Source organism: Sphingomonas naasensis, from assembly GCF_004792695.1.
GTDB lineage: Bacteria > Pseudomonadota > Alphaproteobacteria > Sphingomonadales > Sphingomonadaceae > Sphingomonas > Sphingomonas naasensis.
Window position 1 is genome coordinate 959,915 of sequence record NZ_SRXU01000001.1, and the last position, 19,379, is coordinate 979,293.

The 19,379-nt window shown below is 68.0% G+C and carries 17 protein-coding genes; 4 read left to right on the top strand and 13 right to left on the bottom strand.

The features are described 5' to 3' along the window. Positions 1-7 precede the first annotated feature (7 nt). Positions 8-1,444 (bottom strand): glycoside hydrolase family 28 protein, encoded by a 1,437-nt coding sequence (locus E5A74_RS04420; RefSeq protein WP_135983011.1) that lies wholly within the window; start codon positions 1,442-1,444, stop codon positions 8-10. A 131-nt stretch (positions 1,445-1,575) separates the two neighbouring features. On the opposite strand from E5A74_RS04420, the gene E5A74_RS04425 reads away from it, so the two are divergent. From E5A74_RS04425 to E5A74_RS04440, 4 genes are all read left to right on the top strand, one after another. Next, positions 1,576-2,607, top strand: a complete 1,032-nt coding sequence (locus E5A74_RS04425; RefSeq protein WP_135983012.1) for a LacI family DNA-binding transcriptional regulator — start codon at positions 1,576-1,578, stop codon at positions 2,605-2,607. 101 nt (positions 2,608-2,708) lie between these two features. Then, positions 2,709-3,602 carry a UTP--glucose-1-phosphate uridylyltransferase GalU gene (gene galU, locus E5A74_RS04430; RefSeq protein WP_135983013.1) on the top strand — a complete coding sequence of 298 codons (894 nt, stop codon included), beginning with the start codon at positions 2,709-2,711 and terminating at the stop codon, positions 3,600-3,602. Positions 3,603-3,628: 26 nt separating this feature from the next. Beyond that, complete coding sequence (locus tag E5A74_RS04435) at positions 3,629-4,972, top strand: UDP-glucose dehydrogenase family protein (RefSeq protein ID WP_135983014.1); 1,344 nt, start codon at positions 3,629-3,631, stop codon at positions 4,970-4,972. 239 nt (positions 4,973-5,211) lie between these two features. Further along, positions 5,212-6,477 (top strand): glycoside hydrolase family 16 protein, encoded by a 1,266-nt coding sequence (locus tag E5A74_RS04440; protein ID WP_135983015.1) that lies wholly within the window; start codon positions 5,212-5,214, stop codon positions 6,475-6,477. On the opposite strand, the gene E5A74_RS04445 is transcribed toward E5A74_RS04440, so the two are convergent. From E5A74_RS04445 to E5A74_RS04500, 12 genes are read right to left on the bottom strand one after another with little or no spacing between them, the layout of a single operon-like run. Further along, positions 6,449-7,402: a glycosyltransferase family 2 protein gene (locus E5A74_RS04445; protein ID WP_135983016.1), complete on the bottom strand. Its 954-nt coding sequence runs from the start codon at positions 7,400-7,402 to the stop codon at positions 6,449-6,451. The two genes, E5A74_RS04440 and E5A74_RS04445, sit on opposite strands and share 29 nt — an antisense overlap. A gap of 2 nt (positions 7,403-7,404) precedes the next feature. Continuing rightward, entirely contained in the window at positions 7,405-8,493 is a 1,089-nt protein-coding gene (locus tag E5A74_RS04450) for an acyltransferase family protein (protein WP_135983017.1), read from the bottom strand. Further along, on the bottom strand, positions 8,490-9,650 hold the full coding sequence (locus tag E5A74_RS04455) for an endo-1,4-beta-xylanase (protein ID WP_135983018.1): 1,161 nt from the start codon (positions 9,648-9,650) through the stop codon (positions 8,490-8,492). Before E5A74_RS04455 ends, E5A74_RS04450 begins: the two co-directional genes overlap by 4 nt. Further along, positions 9,647-10,612, bottom strand: a complete 966-nt coding sequence (locus E5A74_RS04460) for a glycosyltransferase family 2 protein (protein ID WP_135983019.1) — start codon at positions 10,610-10,612, stop codon at positions 9,647-9,649. The genes E5A74_RS04455 and E5A74_RS04460 overlap by 4 nt, the downstream gene beginning before the upstream one ends. Beyond that, positions 10,613-11,560 carry a glycosyltransferase family 2 protein gene (locus E5A74_RS04465; RefSeq protein ID WP_135983020.1) on the bottom strand — a complete coding sequence of 316 codons (948 nt, stop codon included), beginning with the start codon at positions 11,558-11,560 and terminating at the stop codon, positions 10,613-10,615. It abuts the gene before it with no gap. Continuing rightward, on the bottom strand, positions 11,557-12,483 hold the full coding sequence (locus E5A74_RS04470) for a glycosyltransferase family 2 protein (protein ID WP_135983021.1): 927 nt from the start codon (positions 12,481-12,483) through the stop codon (positions 11,557-11,559). Before E5A74_RS04470 ends, E5A74_RS04465 begins: the two co-directional genes overlap by 4 nt. After that, positions 12,480-13,853 carry an O-antigen ligase family protein gene (locus E5A74_RS04475; protein ID WP_135983022.1) on the bottom strand — a complete coding sequence of 458 codons (1,374 nt, stop codon included), beginning with the start codon at positions 13,851-13,853 and terminating at the stop codon, positions 12,480-12,482. The genes E5A74_RS04470 and E5A74_RS04475 overlap by 4 nt, the downstream gene beginning before the upstream one ends. Then, on the bottom strand, positions 13,850-15,100 hold the full coding sequence (locus E5A74_RS04480) for a polysaccharide biosynthesis protein (protein WP_240699636.1): 1,251 nt from the start codon (positions 15,098-15,100) through the stop codon (positions 13,850-13,852). The genes E5A74_RS04475 and E5A74_RS04480 overlap by 4 nt, the downstream gene beginning before the upstream one ends. Before the next feature lie 10 nt (positions 15,101-15,110). Beyond that, a complete protein-coding gene (locus tag E5A74_RS04485; RefSeq protein ID WP_135983024.1) occupies positions 15,111-15,917 on the bottom strand; it encodes a WecB/TagA/CpsF family glycosyltransferase in 807 nt (268 codons plus the stop codon). A gap of 10 nt (positions 15,918-15,927) precedes the next feature. Beyond that, complete coding sequence (locus tag E5A74_RS04490) at positions 15,928-16,677, bottom strand: CpsD/CapB family tyrosine-protein kinase (RefSeq protein WP_135983025.1); 750 nt, start codon at positions 16,675-16,677, stop codon at positions 15,928-15,930. Then, positions 16,674-18,035, bottom strand: a complete 1,362-nt coding sequence (locus E5A74_RS04495; protein WP_135983026.1) for a GNVR domain-containing protein — start codon at positions 18,033-18,035, stop codon at positions 16,674-16,676. The genes E5A74_RS04490 and E5A74_RS04495 overlap by 4 nt, the downstream gene beginning before the upstream one ends. Then, positions 18,032-19,372: an ATP-binding protein gene (locus E5A74_RS04500; RefSeq protein ID WP_135983027.1), complete on the bottom strand. Its 1,341-nt coding sequence runs from the start codon at positions 19,370-19,372 to the stop codon at positions 18,032-18,034. Before E5A74_RS04500 ends, E5A74_RS04495 begins: the two co-directional genes overlap by 4 nt. Positions 19,373-19,379: the final 7 nt, after the last annotated feature.

The following is a 19,379-nucleotide window of genomic DNA, read 5'->3' on the forward strand; positions in this document are numbered from 1 at the left end:
GGGCGTCTCAGGACGGCTGGAGCGGGTCGAGCGCGGTGACAGACCTGCCGTTCACGCGCACCCTGGCGAGCGTCACGCGCTCGGTATGGCGGAGGATGCTTGGCTGGGTGACCCCGTCGAAGCTGCAGTCGCGGAGCGCGATGTCAGTCACCGGCGCGCCGGGAAGCCCCTGGCTGTCGAGCACCCGCGTCGCGTGACGGGCGTGCAGCCGGGTGATGTTGATGTGCCGCAGGATCGGAGTGAACCGGCCCTTCGCGCCTTCCTCATAGTTGAAGTCGCAGGCGATCGCCGCGCGGCGGACCTCGCCCACCGCGATGTCGCGATAGTGAAAATTCTCGAGAAGCCCGCCGCGGAGCGCGTTGTTCTTGAAGCGGATCGCATAGTCGAGATCCGGGCTGTCGAGTCGACATTTCTCGGCGAACACCCAGCGTGCCCCGCCCGAGATCTGCGAGCCGACGGTGATCCCGCCATGGCCTTCCTTCATCCGGCAATTGCGGATCAGGATGTTCTGCGAGGGCACGCCGATGCGGCGGCCATCCTCGTTGCGTCCCGAATTGACCGCGATGCAGTCATCGCCGGTGTCGAACGAGCAGCCCTCGATCAGCATCATGTCGACCGATTCCGGATCGGTGCCGTCGTTGTTCGGGCCGTGCCCCATGATGTCGAGGCCGCGCAGGATGACGTTGCGGCACAGCACCGGATGGACGTTCCAGAAGGGCGAGCGGCGGATCTTGACGCCTTCGATCAGCACATTCTCGCAAAGATAGGGCTGGATGAAGGGCGGGCGCAGATAATGGCCGTCGCCGAACACGCGCTTCTCGACCGGCACGCGATCCTCGGCCATCTGGAACAGCACCGCGCGGCTCTTGCGCTGATCGGGCATGCCCTCGCGCCAGCCATGTTCGGCGGTGCCGCCCCATGGCCCCTTCCACGCCCACCAATGTTCGGCGCTGCCCTGTCCGTCGAGCGTGCCCGAACCGGTGATCGCGATGTTCTTTGCCTTGTACGCATAGACCAACGGCGAATAGTTGATCAGCTCGATGCCTTCCCAGCGCGTGAAGACCATCGGATAATGCGCGGGATCGGTGCTGAAGAGCAACGTCGCGCCAGCGGCAAGATGCAGCTCGACGTTCGACTGGAGATGGACCGCGCCGGTGAGAAAGGTGCCGGCGGGTACCACCACCCTGCCCCCGCCCGCCGCGGCGCACGCCTTGATCGCGGCGGCGATCGCTTCGGTGACGAGAGTCACGCCATCGCCCTTCGCGCCGTAGCGCGTGATGTCGAAGCTACGTGCGGGGAAGACCGGCGCCCGAACCGTCCGGGCGATATCGGCGGCGCGCTGCCAGGGATCGGGCGCGGAACGGGCGCTACCGGGCAGAAGCGTCCCCGCACCGGCGAGCGCGCCGTAGCGCAGCAGGTCGCGCCGCGATGGTCGTAGCAGCATTTCCATATCCTCTCGCTTTTCGGCTCTGCGGCCGTCTATGACACCGGTATCAAGCAAAGAGGGCGATTGGCAACAGCACGCGTGCATGATGCATTTGGCGCAAGCGCGTGTCCGGGGTATGTCGTCCTGTGATGAAGCGCAGCTCGCAACCCACGATCAACGACGTCGCCCGTATCGCCGGCGTCTCGAAGAAGACCGTCAGCCGGGTGATCAACCAATCCCCGCTGCTCAACGGCGACACCCGCAAGCGTGTCGAGGAAGTCATCGCCGAGCTCGGCTACGTCCCCAATCCGCAAGCGCGCGCATTGGCGCTGCGCCGCAATTTTCTGATCGGGCTGATCCATGACAACCCGAACGCGCAGATGGTGCTCAACGTCCAGCAGGGCATGCTCGAGGTGCTGCGCGACACCGAGTTCGAGCTGATCGTCCACCCGGTCAATCGCGGCTCGCCGACGATGCTCGAGGATATCGGCCAGTTCCTCGAACGCCAGCGCCCGTTCGGGGTGATGATCCTGCCGCCGATCTCGGAGAATGATCAGCTCGCGGCGCTCTGCGCGCAGCTCGGCGTCCGCTATGTCCGCATGGGATCGGCGCCGCTCGACGAGGTGGCGCACATGGTCGCCTCGAACGATCGCGAAGCGGTGCGCGGCGCAGTCGAGCATCTGATCGAATCGGGCCATCGCCGGATCGGGCTGGTGCTCGGGCCGCATGGCTTCCGCTCGGCGGCCGAGCGGCAAAAGGGCTATGAGGAAGCGCTCGAACGCGCCGGGCTGCCGATCCAGCGGACGCTGATCGTCCAGGGCGACTACAAGTTCGAATCGGGGATGCGCGCCGCCGAGCAGCTGCTCGACCTCGCGCCCCGCCCCACCGCGGTGTTCGCCTCGAACGACGAAATGGCGGCCGGCGTGCTCCACGTCGCGCGCCAGCGCGGGCTCAACGTGCCCCAGGATCTGTCGATCATCGGCTTCGACGACACGCCGATCGCCTCACACCTCTGGCCGCCGCTCACCACGGTACGCTGGCCGATCGCGACGATGGCGCGCGCCGCGGCGCTCAAGCTGGTCGGCGGCGAAGGCGGTGGCCCGGCGGGCGAGGACGGCGAAGCGTCGCTGTTCGTATCGACGCTGATCCGTCGCGCATCGGTCGCCGCGGCGCAGGGCTGACCCTCAAAACACGGACCACCGGAGCCGCCCGGGCGGCGAGGCGAAATTGCCGCCATGACGTCGCCTGACTATGCTGCATCGCAGCGAAGGAGGTGGCGTATATGACCCCGAAGCGAGTGCGTAAGGCTGTGTTTCCCGTCGGCGGGCTTGGAACCCGTTTTCTGCCGGCGACGAAGGCAATTCCCAAAGAAATGTTACCGGTCGTCGACCGCCCCCTGATCCAATATGCCGTCGAGGAAGCGCTCGAGGCCGGGATCGAACAGATGATCTTCGTCACCGGCCGCGGCAAGGCGGCGATCGAGGATCATTTCGATATCGCCTTCGAGCTCGAGACGACGATGAGCGGGCGCGGCAAATCGCTCGACATTCTCGGCCGCACCCGGCTCAAGCCCGGCGCGGTCACCTATGTCCGCCAGCAGGAGCCGATGGGACTCGGCCACGCGGTGTGGTGCGCGCGTGACGTGGTGGGCGACGAGCCCTTCGCGGTGCTGCTCGCCGACGATTTCATGGTCGGCCGCCCCGGCTGCCTCAAGCAGATGATCGATGCGTACGAGCAGGTCGGCGGCAACGTGATCTGCGCGGAGACCGTGCCCGACGAGCAGACGCATCGTTATGGCATCATCACCCCGGGCAAGCGCGAGGGCTCGCTCACCGAAGTGCAGGGGCTGGTCGAGAAGCCGGCGCCCGGCACCGCGCCGTCGAACCTGTCGGTGATCGGCCGCTACATTCTACAGCCCGACGTGATGCGCGTGCTGGCGAGCCAGGAAAAGGGCGCCGGCGGCGAGATCCAGCTGACCGACGCGATGTCGCGAATGATCGGCGAGCAGCCATTCCACGGCCTGACCTTCGCCGGCACGCGCTATGATTGCGGCGACAAGGCCGGCTTCCTCCACGCCAATCTGGCGATGGCGCTCGAGCGCGAGGACCTCGCCGACGAAGTCGAGCTGTTCGCGAGCCAGCTGCTCGCCGCCCGCCAGCCGCGCCGCGCGGCCTGAATCCGATAATTCCAGGAGTATCGTACATGCGTATCGTAATGATCGGATCGGGCTATGTCGGACTCGTCTCGGGCGCCTGCTTCGCCGATTTCGGGCACCAGGTGACCTGCGTCGACAAGGACGAAGGCAAGATCGCCCGGCTCAACGCGGGCCAGATCCCGATTTACGAGCCGGGCCTCGACGACCTCGTTGCGCGCAACGTCGCGGCGGGGCGGCTCGCCTTCTCTACCGAGCTGTCCGGTCCGGTCGAGAAGGCCGATGTGGTGTTCATCGCGGTCGGCACGCCGTCGCGCCGCGGTGACGGCCATGCCGACCTCTCCTATGTCCACGCCGCCGCCGCCGAGATGGCGCCCTGCCTCAAGGGCTTCACCGTGGTGGTGACCAAGTCGACCGTTCCGGTCGGCACCGGCGACGAGGTCGAACGCATCATCGCCGAGACCAATCCCGAGGCCGATTTCGCCGTCGCCTCGAACCCCGAATTCCTGCGCGAGGGCGCGGCGATCGAGGACTTCAAGCGCCCCGACCGCATCGTCATCGGCATCGAGGACGAGCGCGCCCGCCCGGTGATGGAAGAAGTCTATCGCCCGCTCTATCTCAACCAGGCGCCGCTGCTGTTCACCGGCCGGCGCACCTCCGAGCTGATCAAATACGCCGCGAACGCGTTCCTCGCGGTCAAGATCACCTTCATCAACGAGATGGCGGACCTGTGCGAGGCGGTGGGCGGCGACGTCCAGCAGGTTGCGCGCGGGATCGGGCTCGACAACCGCATCGGCTCGAAGTTCCTCCACGCCGGCCCCGGCTATGGCGGATCGTGCTTCCCCAAGGACACGCTCGCGCTGGTCAAGACCGCCGAGGATGCCGGCACGCCGGTGCGGATCGTCGAGGCGACCGTCGCGGTCAACGACAGCCGCAAGCGCGCGATGGGCCGCAAGATCATCGCCGCGTGCGGCGGATCGGTGCGCGGCAAGAAGATCGCGGTGCTCGGGCTGACCTTCAAGCCCAATACCGACGACATGCGCGATGCGCCGAGCCTCGCGATCATCCAGGCGCTCGAGGACGGCGGTGCGCGCGTCAGCGCCTTCGATCCCGAGGGCATGGCCGCGGCGCGGCCGCTGCTTCCCAATGTCGACTTCGCGACATCGCCCTACGAGGCCGCCGACGGGGCCGCGGCGCTGGTGATCGTCACCGAATGGAACGCCTTCCGCGCGCTCGACCTAGCCGAGCTGCGCGCGCGCATGGAAGGCGATGCGCTGGTCGACCTGCGCAACATCTATCGGCCCGAGGCCGTAGAGGCCGCCGGCTTCACTTATACCGGCGTCGGTCGCGGACTGACAGTTGCGCCAGAAGCACTCGCGATTGCGGCAGAGTAATTTAGTTTCGCAAATCGACAGCTTTTAGCTTCAACTCAACGCAAATAGGGCGTCCGACCTTGGTTCGGGCGCCCTTTCTTTCCTAAATACCCCTTAGGCGGCACAGTTGTTGGCCGCTGACACCGGGGGGTGTTTACATGCGTATCACTATGTTGCGTCCGCTTGCGGGCGCTGTCTCTCTGTGCGCGCTCGCGGCGTGCTCGGGTGAGGACTCCAGCTCTTCACAACAACAGACCGGCATGATCGTCGTTTCAGATGCGACTACTGCCGAGGCGACGAGCGCGGTCGCGGCGCCTGCGCAAACCCAGACCATCGCGAGCACCAACAGCTTCGCCAGCTTCGACTTCGCCAACGGCACCAGGCTTCCGGCCAAGGCCACGCTGTCGATCGGCGCCGCGACGTTCCAGCCGGGCGCTTCGGTCGCCTATGTTCCGGTGATATTGAACCAGGCGACGCCCAACACCGTCATCGCGCGCGTGATCACCGTCAACGGATCGGGCAGCACCAAGGCGATCTCGGGCTATCAGTACAAGGCGACCGAGGACGTGGTGATCTTCCGCCCCGGCGATCCGCTGCGCAAGACCGTGGCGGTGCCGATCCTTTCTGCCACCAATGGCCAGCAATTCTCGTTGAAGCTGCGCGAGGCGCCGTGGGGCGCGAACCAGGGCACCGCCAGTGCGACCGTGACGGCGAACGCCGGCGCCACGCCGACCGCGGCCGCCACCAGCGGCTTCCGCAACCCGCGGAGCTTCCGCACCTATGGCGCGCTCCAGTACGACATGACCAAGGACACCATGCGCTGGTCCGACGTCGGCTGGTCGGGCGCCTGGGCGACCCAGCTCTCGCATGGCCGCGCCCAGCCCGCGAACGGCGAGACCGGCCTCTACCTCGACGAGAGTCTCTACCCCTGGGTCGAGGCGCCGCTGCGCTATACCGACGAGGGGCTGGTGTTCCACACCCAGAAGCTGTGGTCGGCGATCACCTATAACGGCACGGCCTATCAATATGGCTCGGTGGTGCTGAGCGGCCACAACACCCCGGCCACCCAGATCGGCTATGGCCAATATGAGTGGGTCGCCAAGATGCCGACCCGGCGCGGGGCGTGGCCGGCTTTCTGGCTGATCTCCACCTCGGGCTGGCCGCCCGAAATCGACGTCTATGAGGGCTTCGGATATCAGAGCTACTGGGACTTCGACCGGCACGTCTCGGCGACGATCCACGGCGGCAGCGGCGGGGTGCGGAGCTTCCAGCGCGGCACCAACATCCAGGCCGAGCAGGCCTATGGACTGTCGGGGTTCGCGCAGGGCTATCACCGCTACGCGGTCGACATCGGGCCGGAATACATCACCTGGTTCGTCGACGGGCTCGAGACCTATCAGAGCGTCAATCCGTTCCGCGGGCACCGCTGGTATCCGATCATGGACGTCGCGGTGAAGACGACCAGCGCCTATGACGACGGCTCGGGCGACATGATCGTCAAGAGCTTCCGCGCCTGGCAGAACTGAGCGGCGCGGGAGCGGCGTAGAGCGCGTCGCTCCCGCCCGCCAGCGCATAGAGGCGCGCGACCGCCTTGACCCATTGACCGGCGATGTCGAGGCGGCGCTTCTGCCGCCAGAGCATCGCCGGCAGCGCGGCGGTGCGCAGGCCGAGCAGCGCCAGCGAGCGCAGCCCGAGCACGATATGTCCGACCAGCCCGCGCCGCTGCTTGCGGGCGACGCGCGTGTCGGTCACGCCGATCCGCCACATCCGCCGCAGCACCCATGCCTTGCGCGCGCGCTCGGCGCCGACCCATTCGGACACGCGCGCGCCCGGCGCCCAGGCGAAACGGAAGCCGATCGCCTGCAGCCGGGTGAGGAAATCGAGATCCTCGCCGCCGCTGCGGTTGAAAGCGGGATCGAACCACGGTGCACCCAGCGCCTCGAGCGCGGTGCGCATCACCAGCAGGTTGTTGCTCGCGTAGAGCATGCCCGTGGGCCCTTCGGTGCGTTGCTCGGGGCGGAAGACGAGGGTCTGCTCGACCCAATCGGGCGCGCCTTGGGGGAAGACCGGGATCACCGGCCCGCCGACCACCGCGGCGTTGGTGCGCCGCTGGACCGCAAGCAGCGCCGCGAGCCATTGCGGCTCGGGCCATTCATCGTCGTCGAGCATCGCCAGCCGCTGCATCGACGGGATCGCGAGCGCGTGCGCGACGATGGCGTTGCGGGCATGGCACAGCCCCGGCTCGGGCACATGGATCACCTCGACAGGGAGCGGCAGGCCCTGCTCCGCCATCGCCGCCGCCACTACCGCTCCCTCGCCGCCGCCATTGTCGGCGACCAGCAGCGCCGCATCGTCGAGCGCGTCGAGCCGGGCGATCGCCGCGATCAGATGGCGCAGCTGCTCGGGGCGCCGGAAAGTGGGGACCGCGATGATCGTCGAGGCGGCGTGCATCGCTATTCGGCAGCTTGCTGGAAGGGCAGCGGCGGCCGCGGGACGACGCGGCGCTCGAGCTTCTTGATCGCGCGATGCCCGGGCACCTCGATCAGCAGATAGCTCGCCCAGCAGATCAGCCAGGTCGCGATCAGCAGGGCCCCGACGAATGCCCAGTCGAAGCCGACGACGCCATGGCGATGCGCGATCCCCATCGTCCGCGCGAATATGTCGCGGACCAGCGGGTGCCAGAGATAGATCGAATAGCTGATCAGCCCGAGATGAAAGACGACCGGGTTGGCGAGCAGGCGCCGCGCTGTCTGGCCGTTATAATAGCAGGCGATCACCAGCGGCACGAAGGCCAGCGCGACCAGCACGTCGGCACCCGGGATCAGCAGCGCGGCGGCGATCAGCAGGCAGCTGCCGATAAAGCCATGCTCGCCGCCGAGCAGCCGCTCGCACAGGGGATGCCGCACCAGCCGATAGGCGATCACGCCGAGCGAGAAGCCGGCGAGGCAGCGCAGCACCGGCAGGATGCTGTCGCCGTCGTTGACGTCGAGCGGCCCCTGCGCGCCATGCCCATAGGTCGCGACGAGGATCAGCAGGACCAGCGCCGCGATCGCCTGCCCCCATGCCGCGCGCGAAAAGGCGATCACCGCGACCAGCGGATAGGCGAGATAGGCGAGCAGCTCGGTGCTCACCGACCAGCTATTGCCCGCCAGCGCCTGCGTCCCCCAACCCCAGCTCTCGATCATGAAGAAATTGGTGAACAGGTTCGCCGAGGTCAGCGCGACCGGCTGATCGCCCGAGACGTTGACTAGAATCCGGAGCAGGAACACCAGCGCGACGATGAAATGGAGTGGCCATACCCGCGCCATGCGGTTGAGCAGGAAGTCGCCATAGCTCGACCAGCCCGGATGCTTCACCACGCGCTCATAATAGCCGATCGAGATGACGAAGCCGCTCAGGATGAAGAACAGATCGACCGCGAGATAGGCGCGCGAAAACAGCGTCAGATGGAATGCCGAGAAGGCCGGCGAATGCGGGATATGGTAGAGCAGCACGGCGATCGCCGCGATCCCGCGCAACCCCGTCAATGGCGCGATCCTCATGCCGGCACTCCCTTGCCTTGATGTCTTGCCTGCCGCGCAGGCGCAGCGTCGAACGCCGCCGCCATCGACGCCCAGAGCCGTTTGCGGCCCAGATCGGCATCGAGCGGCAGCCCGCGCGAGGGCTTGCCGTCGGGCCAGCGATATTCGGGATAGGTCGACAGCCACGAATAGCGGTCGGACAGTCCCCAGCTGAGCACCGAGGTCACCGCCGGATTGTCGAGCGCGACGTCGAGGAACGCCTTGCCGACCGCGGCGACCTGCGCGTCGCGCGGCTCGACTGCCTGCGGCCCACCGCGATCGGCGATGTCGAATTCGGTGATCGCGATCGACAGCCCCATGCCGCGGACTTCGTCGAGGAAGCCGGCGAAGATGCGCTCGTCGAACGGCTCGCGGAACGGCTTGAGATGCCCCTGAATACCGAGCGCGTCGATCGGGACACGCCGTGCCAATGCGCGCTCGAGCAGCTTGAGGATCGCAGTGCGCCGCGCGGCGCAGCGCCGCGAGGCGTGCTCGAGCCCGAAATCGGTGAGGAACAGCCGCGCATGCGGATCGGCGGCGCGGGCGGTGTGGAAGGCGATGTCGATATAATCCTCGCCGAACGCCTGCTCCCAGATATTCTGCGCGCGCATGCCGTCGCTACGGCCCTGGTTTGGCTCGACGGCCTCGTTGACGACGTCCCATTCGCCGATCTGCCCCGAATAACGCCGCATCGCGGCGTCGATATAACCGGTGAGCAGGGCTTCCTTCGCCCGCGGCGCGGCCTTGGGCAGCGCCGCTTCGAGCCAGGGTGGATTGGCCGCGTACCAGACCAACGTATGCCCGCGCGCGGCCAGCCCGTGCCGTTGCGCGAAGGCGAGCAGGCGATCGTTGCCGCTGAAATCATAGCGGCCCGGCTTCGCCTGGGTGACGTGCCGCTTGAGCTCATATTCCTGCACGATCGTGCCCGCCTCGCGCAGCACCGCGGCGGTGAAGGCGGTGTCCTTCGCGATCTGGCTCGACTTGATCGCGCAACCGAAACGCCGCCCGCTCCGCCGCGCGCGCGCATCGAGCCCGGGGCCGTGGGTATCGGGCCGGGGCGGAACGAACGGCACCGCGCTGGTGGCGAGCGGCACGCTGCACGCGGCCGCCGCACCGGCGAGGAAGGCGCGTCGCCTCATATCCGCGCGCCCTTCCCCCGGCTGGTCAACGCGATCCATCGATCAGCCGTCTTTCGGTAAAGATTGTCTGGGATAATGATTTGCAATAGCACGATGGCGGCGACATGCGGGCGGAACGCGCCATGGCGCAGCGCGCCGAAATAGTAGCGCAGCGCGGTACGCCGGCTGGTCGGCCAGACGCTCTTGGCGGCGTGCCAGCCCATATAGGCCGAATAGGCGCGCGCCGAGATGTGCGGGCGCAGATCCTTGAGCCAGGCGAGGTTGCCGATGTTCGCCCGAACCTGCGACAGCCGGTTCTCGGTCCGGCGGTCGGCCCAGAGCACGGTCGCGTCCGGCGCCATCAGGAACCGCGCGCCGGCAAGCGAGAGGCGTACCGCGAAATCGGTATCGTCGCCGAACCCGACATCCTCGCGATAGCGCACGGTATTGGCGAGGCTGCGGCGCAGCGCGAGGCTGCTCGTCTGGATGAAGCCGCGCTCGCACATCAGATAGCGGTCGACGCCCTCGCCGCTCAAAATCTCGCGATAGGGCTTGAGGAACTGCCGCCCCGCGCCGCGATCGACCACGACGCGGCAATAGGCGACGACATCGTCGCCCTGCGCGAGCAGCGGCAGCAGATCGGCGAGATGATCGGGGAAGAAGCGATCGTCGGAATCGAGGAAGGCGACATAGCGCCCGCGGGCATAATCGATGCCGCGGTTGCGCGCCGCCGCCGCGCCGGCATTGGGCTGGACGATGACGTGGAGCCGCTCGTCGCCGATCGCCGCGACCGCGCTGGCGGTGCCGTCGGTCGAACCGTCATCGACCACGATCACCTCGAGATCGCGCACGCTCTGGTCGAGCGCCGAGCGCACCGCTTCGACCACGGTATCGCGGCGATTGAAGGTGGGAATGACGACAGTGAACAGCGGCGCCTCCGCTGCGCTCGCCTCGATGGGCTGGAGCTGGCTCAGCGCGTCCATTCACTCACCCGCCTTGCCCGCCAGCGCGCCGGTCTTACCGAAGCGATGGACGAACTGGTTCACCAGCGATCGGTAGAAGGATTTGGGCAAATAGGAGCGGAGCAGCTGGCGCGCGAGGATGCGCGGCGGCACGCGCCCGTAGAACAGGCCACGAACCAGCTCGGGGATCGTCGCGAGCGGACGGACCGGGGCCATGTGATAGGCGAGCACCGTGGCGCGATAGCCGTGGCGGGCGCGGCTGGTGAGCAGATGGCCGCAGCGCTCGAGCCAGTCGAGCGAGGTCTCGTAGCCGCGCACATAGGACGTGCGGCCGACCTCGGTCGCGTCGAGCCAGATGGTGAGCGGTTGCTCGATCATCCGGAAGCGCCCCCCGGCCACCTGCAGCCGCACCGCGAAATCGAGATCCTGCCCCTTTTTCAGCGCCGGATCGAAGCGCACCCGCTTGGCCAGCGCGGCGGGCACGACCAGCGTCGAGGTCTGCATGAACTGATTGGCGCAGAACAGATACTCGCCGACATCCTCGTCCTCGCGGATGCCGCGCTCTGGGCGGACCCAATAGCGGTCGACCCCGCGATCGACCTTCATCTGCGAATAGAGCACCGTATCGCCTTCGTCGGGCAGCGCCGCCGCCATGATCGAGAGCTTGCCGGGCAGGAACTGATCGTCGGAATCGAGAAAGGCGATGTAGCGGCCGCGCGCCTCCTCGATGCCGCGATTGCGCGCCGCGCCGCCGCCGGCATTCTCCTGCCGGACATAGCGGATACGCGGATCGCCGATCGCGGCGACCACGGGCTCGGCAGCATCCTTCGAGCCATCGTCGACGACGATGATCTCGAAATCGCGGAAATCCTGGTCGAGCACCGAGCGGATCGTCGTCGCGACGATCTCCGCGCGATTGTACAGCGGGATCACCACCGAGAAGGTGGGTTGGCCGGTGTCGTTCCTCATGCGCCGTGCACCTTGCGATATTCCTCGTAACGATGGCCGGTGAGCGCGGCGACCTTGCCCGCCGCACGATAGAGCTTGCCGAGCCGCTCGGCGCGCTTGCCCGGATCGAAGGTCAGTGCGCCGAGCGAGCCGAGCACGAAGCCGCCGAAGATTCGCGGCGCCTCCGCGGTCGCCACCTTGAAGGGCGTGCTGTGGGTCAGCGCGGTGATCGTGTCGGTCATCCCGATGCGGTAGCCGCGCATCAGCAGCCACTTCGTCGAGATCCGGCTGGCCGGGATCAGTTCGGTGACGCGCGCATCCTCGGCCCAGGCGAAACGCCGCCCGCCGCGCTGCATCCGGGTGAACAGCTCCTTGTCCGAGCCGCCGGTGAGCGCCATCGCCTCGTGGAAGGGCTTGTCGCCCAGCGCTCGCAGCGCCTCGGCGGCGATCAGCACATTGCCGGTGCTGTCGACCAGATCGACCACCCCCGAGCCGCCGCGGAGCTTGGGCCGCAGGATCGGATGGTCGAGCATCCAGGATGGGATCTCGCCCTCCATCTCGCGCAGCACCGCGCCGCCGACGATATCGGCGCGCGTCGCGGCCTGGCAGGCCAGCATCGCATGCAGCCAGTGCGGATCGGCTGCCTCGTCGTCGTCGAGCATTGCGACGAAGGCGATGTCGGGCAGCCGCAGCGCCGCGGCGACCAGCGCGTTGCGGACCTGCGGGATTCCGGGCTCGGCGACGGTCAGCAGCTCGAGCGGCCAACGATAGCCTTCGGCGCGCAGCGCTTCCGCGGCGGCGATACCTTCGCGCTTCACGGCGTCATTGTCGGCGACGATCACCGTGACCGCGCGTTCGGTGACGAGCCCGGCGAGCGAGCGCAGCGTTCGGGTAATGCCCTGCGGTCGCTGGCGCGTGGCGATGCAGATGGCGATCTCGGTCATGCAGGAACTCCGGGGGCGACGGCGCGCGTCGGTTGGCGGCGCCAGCGCGGCCGCTCGACCGCCTTGAACGAGGCGTGCGCGATCGCGAGCGACGAAAGGAAGATCACCCAGACCTGCCGGTCCTTGTCGAAGAACGAGGTCTCGAGCAGATTCTGGTAGAGGACGAAGCTCCAGATCGCGAAGGCGCTCGCCATCAGCGTGGCGTTGGCCTTGGTGGTGCCGGTGAGGAACCACCACGCCGGCAGCACCACGAACGAGACGAGCAGCAGCACCAACCCGACCGGGCCGGTGGTGACGAGGATCTCGAGATAGCCATTGTGCGAATGCGCGGTGAGCAGCTGGAATTTCTGGTTGAGATAGTCGTGCGCGGGCGAGAGATCGCCGACCTGCCAGAAGCCGCCGAAACCGGCGCCGAGCCACGGGTGATCGCCGAGATAGTCGATCGCCACCTTCCAGATCGACACGCGTCCGGTGAACGCAGTGGGATCGGCGAACCAGCGCTCGATCATCGGTTGGAAGGCGATGTAGAGCGCGAGGAAGAGCAGCATGCCGAGCCCGACGAGCAGCAGCAGCACCGCGCGCTTGGCGACCGACTGGCTGAGCAGCCGATAGACCGAGCTCACCGCGAGGATCGCGAAGCAGAGCGCGAGCGAGGTCTTGCTCTTGGTTCCCACGACGAAGACGAAGGCCATCACCGAGAACAGCGCGAAAACCCATTTGCGCGAGGTGAAATAGGCGTGCGCGGTGACCACGAAGGTGAGCGCCATCACCGCGCCGGCGATGTTCTTGTGGAAGAAGAAGCCGCGCCACGCGCCGATCAGCGCCTTGTCGCTCTCGGTCGGCGGGTGAACCGCATTGGGAGTGAGCGGCAGCGACACCCAGCAGATCAGCAGCGAGGTGACCAGCGCCGCGACGAGCGTGTGATAGAGCCGCTGCGGGCCGAGCAGCGCGAGCGACAGGAAGGTGATGTAGATCACGATCACCTGCTGCATCACCCGCTTGAACGAGACGAACGGGTCGACGCCCCAGCTGCAGCTGATCAGGAACCAGGCGAGCATCAGCAGCAGCGGCCAATAGGTGAAGCGATATTGCGGCTGATAGCGCCGGACGAGCTCGAGCAGCGTCAGCACCAGCGCGAAGCCGATGAAGAAGGCCTGCTTGAACGGGTCCGACCCGTCATTGTTCGCCGCCATCGCCACCAGCTGTTCCTGGTTGCGCGACGAGAAGGGCTGCTGACCGATGAAGATCAGCATCAGGAAGATGTAATAGACGAACTGCGCGACCGGGATCAGCGCCTCGGCGCGCGGCTGCGCGATGCCGCCGCTGCGCTCGGGCAGCCGTCCGCGGTGCCAGGGAAGCGCGAGGCTCATTGCGCCTCCCCGCGCCGGGCGCGCCGGTCGAGCCGCCAGATGCCGAGCATCATCACCAGCTGGGCGAGCACCACGCCAGCGATCGTGTAGACCGACGGCGCGAAGAGCGTGATCGCCACCACCGCCGCGACGCCGACGATGCAGCTCCGCACGCTGGTCGCGGCGAGCGGCCGGAACGCGCCGCGCGCCTGGGTGAGCACGCTCATCGGCGCCTGCAGACACTGCACGAGCGACAGCCCCGCGCAGAGCGCGACCGCGGTCATCACCGTCGGCACCGACAGCGTCGGCTTGATGATCACCTGCGGGACGAGCGTGAGGATCAGCCCCGCGAGAACGACGGTCGCGATCCAGATCGCCACCAGCGCGGCCATGAACGCGCGCGCCGATCCGCGCGCGCCGCGCGCGTCGCCCTTGCCTATGGCGCGCGCCATGCGCGGCCGCTCGAGCTGGGTGAGCGCGGTGATGCAGACATTGACCGGACGGAAGAACAACATGCCCACCGCGATCGGCGCGAACGCCGCCGGGCCGGCAAAGAGCGTGACGATGTAGCTGTGCGCGTTCGAGGTCGCTTCGGTGGTGACCACGCCGATCAGCGTCCAGGCCGACTGGCGCTTCCACACCGGACGATAATCGGCCAGCGCCCTGCCCAGCCCCACCGGCCGATGCCGCGCGAGGAAGCGCGCGCCGAAGGGGATCAGCGCCACCGCGCCGGCCGCCGCGATCACCGCGCCGAACAGCTCGAGATGCGCCCCGAAGGCGAGCGTCGCGCCGACGCCGGCGACCACGCAGACCGCATAGACGAGATCGGAGATCGCCGCACCGCCCGGGGTGTGGTGCGCATAGGCATTGGCGCGGCCGAACCAGCGGAGCAGCGAGAACACTCCCGCCAGCCCGAACGCCGCCGCCGCCCAGGGGCCGGCCATCACCCAGCCGATCGTCCCGCAGAGCAGCCCCTGCGCGAGCGCGAGCAGCAGATTGACCGGATAGAAGAAGTCGAAGCCCTCGCCCTCTTCCTCGTGCTGGTTCACCGCGATCGCATAGGGAGTCGAGACCAGCGCGTTCGACAGGCCATAGCCGAACTGGATGATCACCAGCAGGAAGGCGAGCGTACCGATCTCGGCCGCATCGAGCCGGCGCACCGAGGCCAGCTGGACGAGCAAATGGCTGACCGACACCGCCGCCGACGACATGCTCGCCAGCCCGAAGCGCGCCAGCGTGGCGCGCAGGGGTTTCTTTTCAACAGGCAAGGCAGCAGCCTCAACCATTCCGGTGCTTCCAGATCAGATACAGCGCGTGCGGATTGGTGGTGAGATAGCGCCAGGCGAGATGCCGCGGATTGGTCGCCATGCGGTGCAGCCATTCGAGCCCGGCATTCTGCATCCATTGCGGCGCGCGCGGATAATCGCCGGTGATGTAGTTGAACAGGCCGCCACAGGTGACGATCCAGCCCGCCTTGATCCGATCGCGGTTGCGCACGCAAAACGCCTGCTCGCGCGGCTTGCCGGTGCCGACCCACAGCACATCGGGTGCTGCGGCGTTGATCGCATCGATCACCGCGGCCTCCTCGTCGGGCTTCCAGAAGCCGTTGCGACGCCCGGCGAGCGCGAGCCCGGGCGTCGAGCCGGTGATGCGCGCGGCGCAATCGGCGTTCACCTGCTCGGTGCCGCCGAGCAGATAATAGCGCACTCCGGCGGCCGCGGCGCCCGGCAGGCTGTCGATGAACATGTCGGTGGTGCTCGAGCGGTCGGCGATCTTCGGTCCACCGAGCCATTCCGAGGCCTTGACGATCACCTGGCCGTCGGCATGGATCAGGTCGGCCTCGGCGAGATCGGCGGCGAAGGCCTTGTCGGTCGCGTTGAGCGACAGGCCGTGGCCGTTGCAATCGAACACCAGCGCGGGCCGTTCGCCCGCCGCCAGCCCCAGCGGCGCATCGCGCAGCATCTTCTCGATCAGCGCGCGGAGCGACAGCGTCGACACTGGCACGCCGCCCACCCATGCGGTCTCGGCATGGCCGTCGCCGGCCCCGCTTTCGCGCAGCGAGAGCTCTATCGTGCTTCCGTGCATCGGGCGCTCCTCAGCTGACCACCGAGCCGGCGATCGGGATGTGGTGCCGATCGAGATCGTCGATCACGCGGCGGATCTCGGACACCGGCGTGACTCCGCGCCGCGCCACGACAACCACGGCATCGAACTTCTCGAGGATGTTGCCGAAGGCCGTCGCCCCCCGTGCGCGCTCGGCGAGATAGGCGAGCAGATTGGCCTCGGGCAGGTTCCAGCCGGCGGCCGCCTCGGCGAGCGAGCCCTTCTCGACCAACGTCGCCGCGCCGCCTGCCGCCTGCCCCGCCGGCATCAGCCAGAGCCGCTCGATCGCGGTTTGCGTCACCGGCAGGCGCAACGCCATGCCGCCCAGCTGCTCGGCAAGCCCGATGCGGTTGGGCAGGCGCAGCAGCCGGTCGAGCGAGGGTCGCTCGATATCGGCGTCGACGAGGATCGTCGGCCCGTCCATCTGCGCCATCACCGTGGCGAGATTGGCGGCGAGGATCGACGCCTCGTCGCCGGCCTGGAGCGAGAGGATCGCGAGCCGCAGCCGCCCGTCGGCGCCACTCGCCTCGCGCGCGGTGGCGAGCAGCTTGGCGCGCACCTTGCGGACCTTGGCGACATAGGCATCGTCGGCGTCGAACGCGGCGGTGACCAGCGGATCGACACGGTCGTCGCCGCGCGCGAGCAGCGCAAGACCGCCCTGCCCCGGGGCTTCGGCATCGGCCGGATGGAACGCGGCCTCGGCGAGCAGCGGGTTTGCGCCCGCAGTGGAACGGAGCCTCATGCAGCCTCCTCACGTGGGATGAACCAGCCACCGGCCGGCTGGGAGTTGGGGGAGAGATCGGCGATCACCTCGACTTCGGTCGACGCCGCGAGCCCGTGGAGGGTGCGCACGCGCGGCCGCAGGATCTCGCCGAGGATCACCGTAGCGATACCCGCGAGCAGCCCGAGCGCGATGCCGCCAGCGAACCACAGGGGCAGGCTCGGCCGGGCCGGGAAGAGCGGCACCGTCGCCTGATCAAGCAGGCTGGCATTGGGCTGCGAGATCTGGCTCTTGAGCGCCGCCTCGTTGAAGCGCTGACGGACCGTGTCATAGGTCTGCCGCGCCGCCTCGACGTCGCGCTGCATGACCATCAGCTGGTCCTGCACGCCCGACATCCGGATCATGCGATCCTCCTGCGCCGCCATCTCGCCGCGCAGCTCGCCTTCGCGACGGCTGGCCGCGCTGCTGTTGGCGGTCATCGACGAAGCCTGGTTGGCCCGCGCGGCACGCAGGCTGCCCTGAAGCTCGCCCAGTTCGGCCTTTGCGGCGACCATCTGCGGATGGTTCGGGCCCAGCGACTTGGCGAGCTGGGCGACCTTGCCGGCCTGGGTGGCGACCGCTTCCTCGATATTCTGCACGACGAGCGAGGTCGCGACCTCGGGCACCGCCGCCGATCCCGATTTGGAGTGCGCCGCGGCGGCATCGGCCTGCGCCTGAACGAGATGCGCCGAGAGGTTCTTGAGCTTCTCCGCCTCGAGATCCATGCGGTTCATGCCGATGATGTCGTGCGCGCGCTGGAAGTCAGAGAGCTTCTTCTGCGCGATTTCGTAGCGGCGGCGGACGTCGGCGGTGCGCGCTTCGAACCATTGCGCCGAACCCTGCGCCGCCGAGGCGCGCAGGCTGACCTGCTCGCGCATGTAGATCTGCGCGGCGAGATTGGCGACGCGCGCCGCCACCGCCGGATCCGGATCGAGGAACTGGATCTGCAGCACGTTGCTCTGCCGGCCGGTGGTGACCGTCAGCCCCGCGCGCACCCGCGCCGCGGCCTGCTGGAGCCGCGCCTCGGGGGGAACGTCCGCCGGGATCGCGTCGAGGAAGCCGGCCGCCTTCGCCACCGCATCGGTGACCTTGGCGCTGCGGATCAGATCGACTTGGGTGGCGATGATCGAATCGGTCTCGACGCGGCCCTGCTGCTGCTGGGTGCTGTCGGTCGGATCGGTTTGCGAGAGGTCGAGCAGCAGCGACGACGTCGCCACATATTGCCGCGGCTGGACCAGCGCGATCGCGGCGACGATAGCGAACAGCACGCCCGCGATCGCCGCAACGAGCAGCCAGCGCGCCTTGAGCGCCTCGACCAGATCGGCTGCCTTGATGGTCATAGCCCGACTCCCTGCAGAAGCTCGCGCGCGTCGAGCGTGTCACGCGCCACCGATGCGGCGTCGCGGGTTCGCGCCGCGCCATTGGCCATCAGCACGAGGAATTGCGGGGACAGCGAATCGGCGAATTGCAGCTCGCCCGGCATGCCGTCTTCGGTGAGCGCGGGGGCGATCAGGCCGATCGTGCGATCGACTGCGGTTGCCCCACCCAGTTCCTCGCCGAACAGGTCGGTGCCTGCCGCGGTGAGCCGTTCGAAGGTGAGGATCGGTGCATGCGCCGCGAGCACCCCCGCCAGCGCGATCATCCCGCGCAACGAACCCGCCTGGGCGAGCGCGCGCTCGAAGACCCGACACATGTCCGGCGTGAGATCGCTCCACTCGGCAAGCGCCTCGGCGAGGCCCTTCTGGGCGTCGGCCAGCACGATGCGGTCGCGCCCTGCCGCCTCGGCGTTGAGCGCGGCGTGCATGCCGAACAGCCGGGCATGATAAGGCGAGCCTATCGCCGCCGAGACGATCGTCTGAACCGCCTCCTCCTCGAACGACAGCCCCGCCTGCTGCGCACAAAGCCGCAGCAAACCGGCGAGTTCGTCGCGCTCGATCGGCGCCACCGGCTGTGCCGCGAGATGCCGCCGCAGCGACGGATGCGCGGCGAGCAGCCCGTCGACATTGCCGGCGATGCCGACGAGCACGATCTGCACCGTCGAATGCATGTCGGTGAGCAGCTTGAGCAGCGACGCGACTTCGTGCCGGGTGCGCTCGGCCGCGACGCGATCGAATTCGTCGACGATCAGCAAGGTGCGCTGGTTGACGCCTTGGACGAAGAGATTGGCGATCTGCTGGATGCCCAGCGGCTTGTCTGCGGGGATCGATGCGGCGATGCCACGCTGGAGCGGCAGCTCGTCGAGGAACGGGCGGAACAGCCCGTCGACATCGGCGCCTTCGCTGGCCGAGCCATAGAGCGCGACGCAGCCCGCCTCATCGGCGAGATCGCCGAAGACGCGCGCGAGCGAGGTCTTGCCCGATCCGCGCGCGCCATAGATCAGCGCGTGCTTGCGCTGCTTGACGACGGCATCGATCAGCCGCGCCAGCTCCTTCTTGCGGCCGGCAAGGCCATGGCGATCGCTCACCGGCACCGCAGTGTTGAACGCCGCGAACACGGCATTCCGGCGAAACGCGATCGCCGGCTGCCCGCCGGCCCCGCGCCCGCCGGAAATCGGCATCACCGGGGTCTCGTCCTCTGCCGGCGCCGCATATTCGAGGCGCTCAGGAATGCGCCTGCCGCCCGGCTCTCCCGAGAACAGGCTCTGCAGCCAATGCTGCAATCGTTCGGTCCAGCCCATGTCGTGG

Bases quoted from the DNA above. Each gene is read 5' to 3' on its own strand.
- E5A74_RS04420 (WP_135983011.1), bottom strand. From the start codon at position 1,444: ATGCTGCTACGACCATCGCGGCGCGACCTGCTGCGCTACGGCGCGCTC.
- E5A74_RS04425 (WP_135983012.1), top strand. From the start codon at position 1,576: ATGAAGCGCAGCTCGCAACCCACGATCAACGACGTCGCCCGTATCGCC.
- galU (WP_135983013.1), top strand. From the start codon at position 2,709: ATGACCCCGAAGCGAGTGCGTAAGGCTGTGTTTCCCGTCGGCGGGCTT.
- E5A74_RS04435 (WP_135983014.1), top strand. From the start codon at position 3,629: ATGCGTATCGTAATGATCGGATCGGGCTATGTCGGACTCGTCTCGGGC.
- E5A74_RS04440 (WP_135983015.1), top strand. From the start codon at position 5,212: ATGATCGTCGTTTCAGATGCGACTACTGCCGAGGCGACGAGCGCGGTC.
- E5A74_RS04445 (WP_135983016.1), bottom strand. From the start codon at position 7,402: ATGCACGCCGCCTCGACGATCATCGCGGTCCCCACTTTCCGGCGCCCC.
- E5A74_RS04450 (WP_135983017.1), bottom strand. From the start codon at position 8,493: ATGAGGATCGCGCCATTGACGGGGTTGCGCGGGATCGCGGCGATCGCC.
- E5A74_RS04455 (WP_135983018.1), bottom strand. From the start codon at position 9,650: ATGAGGCGACGCGCCTTCCTCGCCGGTGCGGCGGCCGCGTGCAGCGTG.
- E5A74_RS04460 (WP_135983019.1), bottom strand. From the start codon at position 10,612: ATGGACGCGCTGAGCCAGCTCCAGCCCATCGAGGCGAGCGCAGCGGAG.
- E5A74_RS04465 (WP_135983020.1), bottom strand. From the start codon at position 11,560: ATGAGGAACGACACCGGCCAACCCACCTTCTCGGTGGTGATCCCGCTG.
- E5A74_RS04470 (WP_135983021.1), bottom strand. From the start codon at position 12,483: ATGACCGAGATCGCCATCTGCATCGCCACGCGCCAGCGACCGCAGGGC.
- E5A74_RS04475 (WP_135983022.1), bottom strand. From the start codon at position 13,853: ATGAGCCTCGCGCTTCCCTGGCACCGCGGACGGCTGCCCGAGCGCAGC.
- E5A74_RS04485 (WP_135983024.1), bottom strand. From the start codon at position 15,917: ATGCACGGAAGCACGATAGAGCTCTCGCTGCGCGAAAGCGGGGCCGGC.
- E5A74_RS04490 (WP_135983025.1), bottom strand. From the start codon at position 16,677: ATGAGGCTCCGTTCCACTGCGGGCGCAAACCCGCTGCTCGCCGAGGCC.
- E5A74_RS04495 (WP_135983026.1), bottom strand. From the start codon at position 18,035: ATGACCATCAAGGCAGCCGATCTGGTCGAGGCGCTCAAGGCGCGCTGG.
- E5A74_RS04500 (WP_135983027.1), bottom strand. From the start codon at position 19,372: ATGGGCTGGACCGAACGATTGCAGCATTGGCTGCAGAGCCTGTTCTCG.